This window comes from Pseudomonas sp. LS2P72 (genome assembly GCF_054897865.1).
In genome coordinates this window covers 3900771-3913615 of the sequence record NZ_CM142708.1, presented here as the reverse complement: position 1 = coordinate 3913615, position 12845 = coordinate 3900771, and the positions used below count along the sequence as shown (strand labels likewise).

At 60.7% G+C, this 12845-nt stretch carries 11 protein-coding genes; all 11 read right to left on the bottom strand.

Annotated features, from left to right (window positions below):
* Positions 1 to 85: 85 nt before the first annotated feature.
* The 11 genes from ACYZUA_RS17785 to ACYZUA_RS17735 all read right to left on the bottom strand — a co-directional run bounded on the left by ACYZUA_RS17785 (position 86) and on the right by ACYZUA_RS17735 (position 12606).
* The gene (locus ACYZUA_RS17785) at positions 86 to 1666 is read right to left on the bottom strand and encodes an arylsulfatase (protein ID WP_461959923.1); all 1581 of its coding nucleotides are present in this window, start codon (positions 1664 to 1666) and stop codon (positions 86 to 88) included.
* Between the two features lie 73 nt (positions 1667 to 1739).
* On the bottom strand, positions 1740 to 2768 hold the full coding sequence (locus ACYZUA_RS17780) for an HAD family hydrolase (protein ID WP_461959922.1): 1029 nt from the start codon (positions 2766 to 2768) through the stop codon (positions 1740 to 1742).
* Positions 2765 to 4195: a hypothetical protein gene (locus ACYZUA_RS17775; RefSeq protein WP_461959921.1), complete on the bottom strand. Its 1431-nt coding sequence runs from the start codon at positions 4193 to 4195 to the stop codon at positions 2765 to 2767. Before ACYZUA_RS17775 ends, ACYZUA_RS17780 begins: the two co-directional genes overlap by 4 nt.
* On the bottom strand, positions 4192 to 5772 hold the full coding sequence (locus ACYZUA_RS17770) for a VWA domain-containing protein (RefSeq protein WP_461959920.1): 1581 nt from the start codon (positions 5770 to 5772) through the stop codon (positions 4192 to 4194). The genes ACYZUA_RS17775 and ACYZUA_RS17770 overlap by 4 nt, the downstream gene beginning before the upstream one ends.
* Position 5773: 1 nt before the next feature.
* Complete coding sequence (locus ACYZUA_RS17765; protein WP_461959919.1) at positions 5774 to 6766, bottom strand: vWA domain-containing protein; 993 nt, start codon at positions 6764 to 6766, stop codon at positions 5774 to 5776.
* Positions 6753 to 7340, bottom strand: a complete 588-nt coding sequence (locus ACYZUA_RS17760) for a DUF4381 domain-containing protein (RefSeq protein WP_461959918.1) — start codon at positions 7338 to 7340, stop codon at positions 6753 to 6755. Before ACYZUA_RS17760 ends, ACYZUA_RS17765 begins: the two co-directional genes overlap by 14 nt.
* Entirely contained in the window at positions 7337 to 8275 is a 939-nt protein-coding gene (locus ACYZUA_RS17755; protein WP_461959917.1) for a DUF58 domain-containing protein, read from the bottom strand. Before ACYZUA_RS17755 ends, ACYZUA_RS17760 begins: the two co-directional genes overlap by 4 nt.
* Positions 8276 to 8283: 8 nt before the next feature.
* Positions 8284 to 9264, bottom strand: coding sequence for an AAA family ATPase (locus ACYZUA_RS17750; protein ID WP_461959916.1), 981 nt, complete (start codon positions 9262 to 9264; stop codon positions 8284 to 8286).
* 14 nt (positions 9265 to 9278) lie between these two features.
* The gene (locus ACYZUA_RS17745; RefSeq protein WP_461959915.1) at positions 9279 to 10232 is read right to left on the bottom strand and encodes a SphA family protein; all 954 of its coding nucleotides are present in this window, start codon (positions 10230 to 10232) and stop codon (positions 9279 to 9281) included.
* Between the two features lie 120 nt (positions 10233 to 10352).
* On the bottom strand, positions 10353 to 11804 hold the full coding sequence (locus ACYZUA_RS17740; RefSeq protein ID WP_461959914.1) for a DUF1254 domain-containing protein: 1452 nt from the start codon (positions 11802 to 11804) through the stop codon (positions 10353 to 10355).
* A gap of 10 nt (positions 11805 to 11814) precedes the next feature.
* A complete protein-coding gene (locus ACYZUA_RS17735; RefSeq protein ID WP_461959913.1) occupies positions 11815 to 12606 on the bottom strand; it encodes a hypothetical protein in 792 nt (263 codons plus the stop codon).
* Positions 12607 to 12845: the final 239 nt, after the last annotated feature.

Below are 12845 nucleotides of genomic sequence, written 5' to 3'. Positions count from 1 at the left end.
CCTGCTCGCGATGGGGCCGACGCGGTCTCAAGCCAAAAAAAAAAAGGGCCGCTCACCGATGAAGGCGAGCGGCGGTCAAGCGGTCTTACTGCGCAGCTTTCATTTTTTCAGCGATTTTGGCATCTACCGCAGCACGGATCTGATCGATGCTGAAGCTGGCCGGTCTCTGGCTGGGTGGATAGTCGATAAAGGTCTGGAGGAACTTCGCCGCTTTCATGGTGGCGATCTCGAACAGGTAGACGTTCTTGGTGGTCCAGTCGTAATACTGATCGGACACTATGTCGGCACGTTCATACGGGTCCATGCGCAGGTTGAAGACCTTCGGTACACGCAGGCACACGAACGGTTCGCTCCACACTTTGAAGCCGCCTGGCGCGCGTTGTTCGCAAAACACTGTTTTCCAGTTATCGAAACGCATGGAAACCAGCATGCCGTCATCGTTGAAGTAGTAAAACTCCTTGCGCTCGCCTTTAGGCTGCTGCCCGGTCAGGTACGGCAGTTGGTTGTAACCGTCCAGATGCACTTTGAAGTTGGTGTCGCCCGCGGTGGGTGCCCAGCCTTTAAGGAGTTTGTCCTTCACACCGGTGTCACCGGCAGCAGCCAGCAGAGTCGGGAACCAGTCCAGGCCCGAGAACATCTCGTTGGACACTTCACCGGCCTTGATCTTGCCCGGCCAGCGCACGATCGCCGGTACCCGGAACGCGCCTTCCCAGTTGGAGTTCTTCTCGTTACGGAACGGCGTGGTTGCCGCGTCCGGCCAGGAGAACTGGTTCGGGCCGTTGTCGGTGGTGTAGACGACAATGGTGTTGTCGGCGATTTTCAGGTCGTCGAGGGTTTTCAACAGTTTGCCGACGTCACCGTCGTGCTCCAGCATGCCGTCCGCATACTCGTTGCCGGGCATGCCGCTCTGGCCCTTCATCGACTCACGCACGTGGGTGAACAGGTGCATGCGGGTGGTGTTCATCCAGACGAAGAACGGTTTGTCCGCCTTGGCCTGTTTCTCGATGAACGCTTGCGCAGCCGCCGTGGTTTCGTCGTCGATGGTTTCCATGCGCTTGGTGTTCAAGGCGCCGGTGTCTTCGATCTTGCCGTCGGCAAAGCTGTGAATCACGCCACGCGGAGAGTTGGCCTTGACGAATTCAGGGTCGTCCTTGGGCCAGTACGGACGCTCGGGCTCTTCCTCGGCATTGAGGTGGTACAGGTTGCCAAAAAACTCGTCGAAACCGTGATTGGTTGGCAAGTACTCGTCACGGTCGCCCAAGTGGTTCTTGCCGAACTGACCGGTCGCATAGCCCTGCGACTTGAGTGCCTGGGCGATGGTGATGTCGCGTTTTTGCAGGCCGACCGGTGCGCCTGGAATGCCGACTTTCGACAGGCCGGTACGCAGCGGCGTCTGGCCGGTGATGAACGAGGACCGTCCGGCGGTGCAGCTGTTCTCCGCGTAATAGTCGGTGAACATCATGCCTTCTTTGGCGATGCGGTCGATGTTCGGCGTCTTGTACCCGACCACGCCCATCGAATAAGCGCTGATGTTGGTCTGGCCGATGTCATCGCCGAAGATCACCAGGATGTTGGGTTTTTCAGCGGCTCCGGCCGTTGCCGAAATCGCCATCACCGAGGCTGCCACCAGGGCGAATTTCGGTAGCCACTTGTGTATGCGAGTCATCTGACTTGCTCCTTTGTTCACTTGCGTCGCTCAAGCGCGACAAACGTTTTTTGCAGTCCTGCGTTACGCTTTTTTATTGCACTTGCTCGGGTGTGGCGGCCTCGAAGGGATAGATCCGGCGCCATTCGGCGGCCATATCCACGATAGTCCAGCCACGGGTTTTTGCTTCGTCCAGGGCCTTGTCCAGGCGGCCGATCTGCGATTGACGGTCATAGGCCCATTCGCGTTTAGCGTCGGTGTGATGCACCAGCCCCATGAGGCGTTTGCCCGGCCCGGCGGCGGTCCACTGCAACATTTGCAGGTCGCCGTCGGAGTTGCCGAACGCGAGGATCGGACGCCGGCCGATGACCGCGTCGATGCTTTCCGGTTTGCCCGGGCCATCGTCGTTGTGGGCCAGTTTGGCGGTGCGCAGGATCGACGGTTGGCCGTCCTTGAGCTGGTAGGCGGTGACAAACGTGGTGCCGATGACTTGTTCCGGCGGGATGCCATAGACCTTCTCGGCGAAGGCGCGCATGAACGCGGTGTCGCCGCCGGAGACGATGTACGTCTTGAAGTTCTGGCTGCGCAGGTAATCGAGCATTTCCAGCATCGGCTGGAAGATCATCTCGGTGTACGGCTTGCCGGTTTTCGGATGGCGCGCCTGGGTCAGCCAGGTTTTGGCGTAGTCATCGAAGGCTTCGGTGGTCATGCCGGTGTGGGTGGCGCCGAAGATTTTCAGGATGCCATCCATGCCCGACTCGCCCAGGGCCTTGTGATCATTTTCAAGCACTGCCTTGAAGGGCTGGGTGGTTTTCCACTCCGGGTGCTGCGGTGCGGTGCGCTTGACCTCTTCCAGGGCAAACAGCAATTCGAAGTACATCGGCTGCTCGCTCCACAGCGTGCCGTCGTTGTCGAACACGGCGATACGATCGGCGGGTTTGACGAAGTCCTTGCTGCTTTGATCGGTCACCGCCTGGACGAACTCGATGATGTTCTTTTTCGCCGGGCCGTCGTTCCACGAGGGCAGGGGTTCGCTGGTCTGGGCCAGCGCAGGGAGGCTCAGCGCAAGGGTCAACAGCAACGTCAGCCCGTAGCGGTGGCGCAGCGATATCGGGTTCGTCATGGGAAATCCTTCTCGTGAGCGGGATTGAGTGGACGCAGTGCAGGTGCGGCTGACGCTGTGTCGCGTTTGGCCTGACTATGCAGCGTAGCCAAGGATTGCTTGAGGTGGTGCAGCGCCTGTTCTTCGGTGGGTTGACGGCTGTAACAGGCGCGTAACAGGTCTTGCAGGCGCGGGCCAAGATTTGTCAGTTTCAGGCCCATGCGGCTGCGTCTGGCCCACAGGTACAGGGCGCTCAACTGCGCGGGGCTGGCGTCGATTTGCGCCGGAATTTGCCGCCAGGCGTAGTCGGCGGACTCCAGCCACGCAGCGCGTCGGGCGCGGCGTCGGGCCTGCCATTGAAGGTACGTACGATGGACGAACGGACGGGTAAGCCAGCCGAGCAACGTCACGACCAGCAGCACCGCTAAAAGCACCAGCCAGTGCCCAGAGAGATGCATGCGTCCTTGCTGGCCCAGGTTTTTCAGGTCTTCGGTGATCGAAAACACCGGCCGATAAGCGCTGTTGGCGGCGGCATCGAAGGTCACGGCCGGGACTTGGGCCGTTCGGGTCTGTCCGGTGCTGGTGTCCCACCATTTCAGCTCGATCGCCGGCAGGTTGTGGCGGCCTTCGGTATCGATCCGATAGGTCACGGTGTCGATGCGCTGGCCGCCGTTGAAATGGCCGCGACCGTCGTCGAGGTTGCTGATTTGCGCGGCTTTCGGATAACGGCTGAGGCCGGCGACATCCTCCAGTGACGGCGCGGGCAGCGACATCGCCAAGGCGTCGTCGGCCTGTAACGTCAGTTGCCGGGTGAGGCTGTCACCGACCTTCAGGGGTGTCGCCGAGTTGGCGACTGTTTGCGTGAAGCGCAGTCCTTGGGCCACCAGCACCGGCTCGCCAGGTTGGAATCCCGGCGGTTGTGTGGCAATGAAGTGCAGTGGCTGGCTTTGGGCGGTCAACGGCGTGCTTGCCTGACCGGGTGTAGCGCGCACCGTCAATGCCGGGATGTCGAAACCCTGGGGCAGATTCGGGGTGATCCGGTAGCTGTAGCGCATGCCGTTGAACGATTTGCCGTCGAGCGTCTGGTTCAGGTGTTCGGCATGGCCGTCGGGCGGCATCACCAGTGCGCCGGGAAGCTTCAGGTCGGGCAGGATGGGCGCGTCGGTGAACCAGCTGTCGGTGAGGACATCGAGTTGCAGTTGCAGAATGCCGCCGACCATGACCGAGTCGGCGGGTTGCAGGCGGGTCTGCACCCGGAGTTCAGGTTCGGCGGCCAAGGCGCTGGTGCTGATCAGGGAGAGGATCAACAAAGTGCCGAGTTTAGTGGTGAATGATCTGACGCCATCGCGAGCAGGCTCGCTCCCACAGGGGATTTGCAGCGCACACAGATCAAGTGTGGGAGCGAGCCTGCTCGCGATGGGTGCGACTCGGTCTATCAGCCGGATCATGGCTTGCCTCCCGCCTGATCCTGCAAGCTGAATTTCTGCTTCAGGAATTTCGCCGGTGACGTACTGAGGTTCTGCAACCACAGCGCATCCGACGCCGCTTGCTCGGTCTGCACCGCTTTGCTCTGGCCCTTGCCCGGCGCTTTGTCCATTTTGATGTCGTCGGGTTTGACCTCCGGCGCGTTCTGTTCGGCGCTGTCGGTGTCTTTCTGCAAGGCGATGGCCAAGGCCAGGTTGGCGGTGGCTTCAGGGAAGTGCGGTTGCACCTTCAACGCCTGGGTATACGCGGCGATGGCCTGATCAAACTTGAAGCGGCGCACGTAAATATTGCCGAGGTAGAAATACGCCTGCGGGGTGTCGAGTCGCGCAAAACTGGCCAGTGCCAGGTCGTAATCGGCGGCGTTGTAGGCGGCAATGCCTTTCCAGTAAGGATCCACGAAGTGCGCGGCAGCTTGCGGGAAGTGCCCGTGCTCGAAGGCCCATCGGCCTTGCTGGTCCGGGGTGAAAAAGGCATCGGTCAAGGCGTTGGCTTCGGCCGATGCCGGTTGCAAGCCAATGCCCAGTGCCAGCAACCACCCGGCCATCCAGTTCAGGCTCCAGCCCTTGCGTACGCTGAAGAAGGCGATCAGCAGCAGTGGCCAACACAGCCAGTAACCGGCGTCCTTCCAGTGCAGTTCGCGCTGTTCATCGCTGGCACTCTGGAAATGCTGCTGTGCGTGCAGCTCGATCCAGTCCAGGTCGTCGTCATTGAGCGTCAGGCTACCCAACGGCGCATCCAAGGTTGATCCAAGCTGTTTGAGTGCGGCCTGACCAAAACTGCCGAGTGCCGGACGACCATTGCTGTCGGTACGTGGCTGGCCGTTGGCGTCGTGGATGATCCCGCCGTCCTCGCTGCCGACGGCCAGAATCAGCACTTGCAGCGCGCTGTCGTCCAGTTTTTTGTCCAGACTGGAAAGTGATGAGGTGTCGGCGCCGTCGGTGATCAGCAGTAGGGTTGCCGGCGTCTTCTCGGCGATCAGCAGGCGTTTGGCTTGCTCGATCACCGCGCCGACATTTTTCCCCGGTTTGCTGATCAGGTCGGTGCTCAGGGCCTGAATGAAGGTGTCGAGCAGGGCCGGATCGTCAGTCGGTGGCAGTACCAGATGCGCGCTGCCGGCGTAGGCGATCAACCCGCTGCGAGCACCAGCGCGACGCTGGATCAGGTTATGCAGCTTGTGTTTGGCCGCTTCCAGACGACTTGGCTGGACATCGGTGGCGTCCATGGACGGCGACAGGTCGATGGCGATGATCAGTGGCGCGCGATTTTCCAGAAAGTCCGGACGGTCCTGTTCCCATGTGGGCCCGGCAGCGGCGACGGCGCCCAGCATCAACAACACGCACGCCAGATGCACGGGCCGAAAGCGCTGCTGATCCTGCGGCGTAATCAACAAATGCAGCAACAAGTGTTCGGCAATGTTGCTGCGCAAGCGCCGTTGCACATCACGGCTGCGGCGCCAGAGCCAGGGCAGCAGGGCACCGAACGGCACCAGCAACAGCCACAGTGGACGCAGGAAATGGAAGTCACTGAGATTGATCTCCATCTCAAGCCTCCTGCCGCTGACGCGTGAGTGACAGATGCGGACGGAGCAGGGCGCCCAAATGATAGAGCGCGAGCAAACCGATCGCGGCCCCCATTGGCCACCAGAACAGATCCTTTTTTGGCTGATGACTGAGGGTTTTCACTTGATGCGGCGTGAGCTTGTCGAGGGTGCCGTACACCTGATCCAGCGCATTGCGATCCTCAGCACGGAAGAACTTGCCGCCTGTGGTCTCGGCGATCTGCTGCAAACCCTGAAGGTTGACCTTGGCTTCGCCCGAAGCGTCAGGGTCACCAATGCCGATGGTGTGAATGACCACGCCTTTGGCGGCCGCCATGGACGCCGCGTGATCCGGGGTGATGGCGCTGCTGGTGTCGTTGCCATCGGTGAGCAGGATCAGGACTTTTTCCTGTTCGTGGGCCTGGTCGAGCAGTTTCAGGCTCAAACCGATGGCGTCGCCGATGGCGGTGTTGGGACCGGCCATGCCGATGCCGGTGTCGTCCAGTAACAGCGACAGACTGGCGTGATCGAGGGTCAGCGGCGCCTGCGGGTAAGCACCACTGCCGAACACGATCAGGCCCAGCCGATCCTCTTTACGCTTGTCGATAAAGCCATGAACCACGTCCTTGACCGCCGCCAGACGGTTGATCTTCTGGCCGTTGGCGTCGGTGAAATCGGTGGTTTCCATGGACTGTGAAATGTCGATGGCCAGCATCAGGTCACGCACCGGTTGCTGGCGCTCGATTGGCTTTTCGACGAACACCGGGCGCGCGGCCGCCAGTAGCAACAGTGCCCAGACCAGCAGGTTCAGCAGCAACTGCCAGCGATTGCTGCGGGTGCCGGCCTGGCTGGGTGCCTGGCCGACTGCTCGGCTCATGGCAGCGAAAAACGGTACGCGCACGGCGCTGCGGGCTTCGCGGTAATCGGGCAGGTAGCGGTAGCCGAACCACGGCAGCGGCAAAAGGATTAGCAGCCAAGGGTAATCAAGCTGCCACATGGTGATGCTCCACCCAGTGTTTGCAGGTGGCGAACAGGTGTTGGCGCTGTTCAGTCTTAAGCGCCAACAATGCGGCATCAGGCGCATAGGCCAGTTGCGCCAGTTGCAGGCTGAAATCCGCCGGTAGCGGCTGAGCACTGTGCAGTTCCAGGAACGCCTGCCAATCTTTCCCGCCTAACGCCGTCACCTGTGGGAGCGAGCCTGCTCGCGATGGCGTCCGGTCAGTCGACATCAATGGTGAATGTAAAGGCCTCTTCGCGAGCAGGCTCGCTCCCACAGGTTTTTTGTTCCAATCGGTGGGCATCGACAGGGCCACGCGTTTGAGTAGCTCTGGCAGTTCGCGCAGGGCTTGCAACTGATCATCGCTGTTTTGCAGCTCAGCCAGCCGCACCAACGCCTCGCGCCGATAGCGATCCCGCCGCCACTGCCAATACTTCCGTGCGCTGACCCACAAAATGGCAATCACCAACAGGCAGAGCAACACCCACCAACCCCACGTCTGCGGCGCATAACTCACCGGCGCGGGCAGGGCGATCTCCTTGAGCTGCTCGATGCTCGGGATGTTCGGGTTCATCGCCGACCTCTGCCGAGCTTGCCCAGTTCGGCGCGCAATTGTTCCTGCGCCTCGGTGGCGGTGCTGAACATCATCAACGGCACCTGACTGCGGCGCAGCAAAGTGGCGACGTCCTTGAGCCGACCACTGAGAAAGTCCCCCAGCGGCTGATGAACGCTGCGTTGCTCGACGGCCAGTTCCACCTGCAACTGGCCTTGAGTGACCAGCAAGCGGCCATTCTTCGGCAGGTTCAGCGCCAACGGGTCGTAGACCTGCATGGCAATCACATCGTTGTGAGCCGCCAATTGGCGCATCAACTGCAAGGTGCGCTCACCGGCGCCGGCAAAGTCGCTGACGATGCAAATCAGGTGATCGTGACCGGCCACCGCCAGGCAATGCTGTAACACCTTGTCGAGTTGGTCTTCGCCTTCGGCGTCCGGATTGGCCGCATTCAGTTGCTGATTCTGCTCAGCGATGCGACTGCATAGCGCTTCGACACGTTTACGGCTACGCAGCGGGGCAATGGCCTCGATGCGCAAATCGTTGAACACCAGGCCGCCGACCCGATCTCCCGCGTGGAACACCATCCACGCGGCCAACGCGCCAAGTTCGGCGGCAATGGCGGATTTGAAACTGCGCTGGGAGCCGAAGAACATCGACATGCGCTGATCGACCAGAATCAACGCCGGGCGGTCGCGTTCTTCGGTGAAGGTACGAACCACCGGTTTGCCGGTGCGCAGCGACGCCCGCCAATCCAGATGACGCAAGTCGTCCCCCGGCTGATAGCGGCGCAGCTCATCGAAGTTCAAACCACGGCCCCGCAGGCGCGAGGCATGGTTGCCGGCGAGGATGCTGCCTTGCGGCTGACGTGCGAGGAAACTCAGGTCACGCGCCTTGAACTCCAGGGCCATCAACTGCGCCAGAGAGACATAGACCAGACCGTCCGCACTGTTCATTTTCAATCTCAGGCCGGAATTGCGACTTTGTCGAGCAGGCGATCAAGCACCTGATCGGCCGTGACGCCGTCAGCGACCGCGTCATAACTCAGTTGCAGACGATGACGCAGCACCGGATGCACCACGGCGCGAACGTTATCCGGCGAGACAAAATCCTGCCCCTGCAACCAGGCATCGGCCCGGGCGCAACGATCCAGGCCGATACCGCCGCGAGGGCTGGCGCCGATGGCGATCCACCGACCGAGGTCGGCATCGTAATCGGCCGGGTGGCGGGTGGCATTGATCAGGTCGATCAGGTAGCGGTCGATGGCCGGGGACACGTGAACGGCGCTGACTTCCCGACGCGCCGCGAAGATCACCTCCTGGGAGAGCGCGAAGCCTTGCACCGCAGCCGTTTTCGCGCCCAGCGCAAACTCTTCTTCACGTAACAGGCGCAGCACCTGGCTTTCGTTCTCCGCGCTCGGGTAATCCAGCAGAACCTTCATCAGGAATCGGTCCATCTGCGCTTCCGGCAGCGGGTAGGTGCCTTCCTGTTCAATCGGGTTCTGCGTCGCTACCACGATGAACAACTCCGGCAGCCCATGACTGTTGCCGGCCACGGTGATTTGCCGTTCTTCCATGGCTTCCAGCAACGCGGCCTGAACCTTGGCCGGAGCGCGGTTGATTTCGTCGGCCAGGATCAGGTTGCCGAACAGTGGGCCCGGCTGGAACTGGATCTCGTTTTTGCCATCGATCTGATGCAGCACTTCGGCGCCGGTGATGTCCGACGGCAGCAGGTCGGGGGTGAACTGGATGCGGCTCATCTTCGCGTCCAGGTGTTTGGCCAGTGCCTTGACCGTGCGGGTCTTGGCCAGGCCGGGCAGGCTTTCGAGCAACAAGTGCCCGTTGGCCAACAGGCCAAGGATAATCTGGCGGATCACCTGATCCTGGCCGAGTACGGCTTCGGCGATGCTGGCTTGCAGGGCGTTGAGGTCTTGGAGCGCAGTCATGGGATGTTCCTCTCCTAGAAAAACGCCAACGTCAGGTTGACGCTGATGCCATTGCCTTCAGGGCGGTTCTTGGTGTCGAACTCCGGCACCCAACGCGCGCTGACGCTGGCCTGGGCATCGGCAAATTTACCGGCCCAGCCCACCACCGGACCGGCGCCCACCGAGCGGCCGCGAAAACCGTTGAGTGAATCGGCGGTCTGGCCCTTGTCATCGGTGACCTGCTGTACGTAACCGCCGACAACGCCAGCGCTCCAGCCATTGCCGAAACCGTGGGTCCACAGCGCATCGAGGGTGAAAATGTTGCCGTTGCGATAATCCGTGGCGTCGTTCTCGGTGTAGAACTCCAGGCCGCTCGACAGGGTGAACTCGCCGCCCTTGCCATCCAGATGGGTGAAGGCCGCGGTGGGCATGAAGGTGTAAGTGTTCTGGCCGGGGTTGGCCAGACGATCGTCGTTATAGGCGCCGGTCGGCACGTAGATCGGCAGGGATAACGAGAGGTGGTTGACCTCGTCGAAGTGGTAGCCGGCGGCGATCGGCGTGATCAGCATGTCGGCGAACTGTGTGCCAGTGTCTTCGTCGCCCAGTGTCCGGCCGCGCGGGCCGGTAATGCTGATGTTGACGTCGGTGTACTGCACCGGCACGCCGATGGCCGAGGCGTAGTTCCAGCGCCCCTTGCCGGTGTCCCAGATATGGGTGAAGTTGGCCATGGTGTAGGAGACTTTCATGTCCAGATCCGCGCCGATCTCACCGGAAATCGGCACACCCTTGCTGCCCTTGAGGTCACCGTCGTACCAGATGCTGGTCAGCGACATGACCCAGCCAGGTTCCGGCGGCACGATCCCGGCATTGGAAAATACCTGTTGTCCGGTGATCGGCCGGCCGACACCGCCCTCGGCCGCGAGCGCCAACGGGCTTGCACCGAGCACGCACAGGGCCACAAAAGGGCGCACAACATAAGGCCAGACCATACCGAACTCCGTTTATTGTTTTGGTTGATTGACGGGCGTCAGCAGCGGCATTTTCCATTCGCCACTGGTGACTTCCGGCATGCGGTTATTCATAAAACTTCCTTATAAAACGCTTGGGCGTCATTCCACGGCCGTGATGTCGTCGAGTTTCCAGCTTTTATCGAAATAGGCTTCGGTGGGCGCGTACAGCCGGAAGTAGCTGAACCAGTGTTTGCCCGGCACGGTTTGCACCCAGTTGCTCTCGAAATCTTTGGGCGCGGTCGGGCCGAAATACAGGTCCACCGAGCCGTCGGCGTTCTTTTTCAGATCCTGACGGGACGACAGGTCGGCCTTGCGCTGTGGGTTGTCGATCAGGCAACGGCTGTCGATGTCATAGACGGTCATCGACCAGAACTGCTTGGCCGGCGGGTTGGCGCCGACGTGCAGGCGATAACTTTTGCCGCCGTCGAGCCAGTGGCCCTTGGCGTCGGTGTAGGCGCCGAGGTAGGTCTGGCCCAGGCCCGGTGTCCTGGAAACCATGCCCTTGGTGTTGGTCACCGCTTCGTAGAACCAGGCACTGCGCTCCCACAACTGGTCGTAATAAGCCACGCGCTGCGACGGCTCGGCGATGTTCAGCACGGTGTCCCATTGCCGGTCTTTCCAGTACTGGGCGTCTGCAAAACGCTTGGCGAAGGTGTTGGCCTTGGCGATCAACTCGCCGACTTGCGCACCTTGTTCCAGTGCCTTGCGTTGGTTGTCGTTGGGGTTGAAGGGTCTGTCTTTTTCGATGCCCAGGCTGGCCAGCATGGCCATGTAGAAACGGTCCCGTTCGTTGACTGGCTCTTTCTGAATGATCTGGTGCAAGCGTTGCCAATATGCCAGGCCACGCGGCTGAGTGCCGGACCAGGCTTTGCCGCCGGGGGAGAGCAGTTGGGTCTTGCCCGGTTCGGCGCGTTTGGCGTACGGGTACATCTTGAATTGTTCGACCAGCGCCTTGCCCTTGGCCGGGTCCGGATCGAGGACGCGAAAACCCACCAGCACGTTCATCGTTTCCGACTTGGCGAGGTAATACTTGCCGGCGTCGGCCGGTGGCTCGGCACCCGGTGGCAGCACCAGATACTTGCCACCCTTGCCTTTGTCCGGGCCGGTCTGGCCCATGTCGATGATTGCCCGTTGCCAGAAATCACCCACACCGCCAGCCGTCGGGCCGGGCGGCAGTTCGATCACCAGCGGGCCGGTTTCATTGAGGTCGACGAAGCCAAGGATGTACGGCGTGGTGGCGTTGGCGGTGATCACGCCCAGTTTGTCTTCGTAGCTGTTGAGCACCATCAGGTCGCCGCCGTGGGCGCCGAGCTTGTCGCGAAATTCTTCCTGCCATTGCGCGTAGGACACCAGCGGCAAGGCCCACAGGTAACTCTGGGTCGCCTGTTGGAAATCCAGCTCGGCGTAGAGTTTGGCAATCGATTCACGTGCCGGCAGTTCGCCTTCCATCGCGATCTTGCCGATCCGCGTATCCAGCTCCTGGGCGCCGACCCCGCAACTGACGAACATGGTCATCAGGCTGAAACCGGCTGCGCGAATTGCACCGTGCATTTGAAAGTCCTTATTTGCCAAACGTGACGTTGATCCCGGTGAACAGCGTGAACTGCGGCAGGCCATCGCCTTTGCGTTCCACGGTCCACTGCGGTTCGACGAATACGTTGAGAATATTTGTCCCGGATTTCCACACTTTGCCGCCACCGAAACCGATGGGGATGTAATGGGTGTCGTTTTTCAGGTCGAACGTCCAGGTACCGGTCGAACGCAAATACCAACCTTTGGCCAGGTTATGAATGATGAAGGGCTGCATCGTTGCGGTTTCCACGTGAGCGCGATCATGGTCGCCGGCGAACGAACTCTGGTATTGCACCAATGCGCCGAGCAGGCCGCGCGGCGATGAATCAATCGCAATGGCCGCCAGGCCTGCCTGCCATTTGCCGGTGCCGAGTTCGTCTTGATCGGCGGTGGGTGCAGTGATCATTGGACCGATGCCCAGCTGCACACCGTCAGTCTTGAGCAAGAAGATGTCGAAAATGTTCAGATCACCTTCGCCGGTGCTGTAGCCGCCGTTTGGATCGGGCCGAGTGCTGATCGGCACGGTGGCGCGCAGCAATTGCGGCACACCAATGAAATCGTTGGGTGCGATGGGCAAAGTACCGCGCATCAGGACGTCGTTGGTGTGGGCATTGGTGTCGTAAAGCTTGGGTGTGTAGTAGTCCTGAAGATTGGCGCCGGGAGCCAGGTTCAGCGGGTTGTTACTTTTGTTGGCCGTCTCGGCGTTATCCGCGTGGGCATAAACGGCAGACGCCATTGAAGCCGCCAATAGAAAGGCGTGTGCTCCCGCATTCTTCGACATGAATCCCCCGTTCCTTCGTGGCTCATTGGACGACTCGGCACTTGACGGCCGTTACTGCGAAATCTCTTTCCTATCAAGCCTGTAGGACACGTCTGTTGACGCTAGCAGCTAACTCGGGGTTCGCCAGTCGAAGGGGGGAATCTTTGGTTTTTTTGTACACGTTTGCGTGAATTTGTGTGTACTAAAAAGTTAATTCGAAACAGGGGGTTAAGGAGGCGGGAGGCTAAAAAGCAATCGCG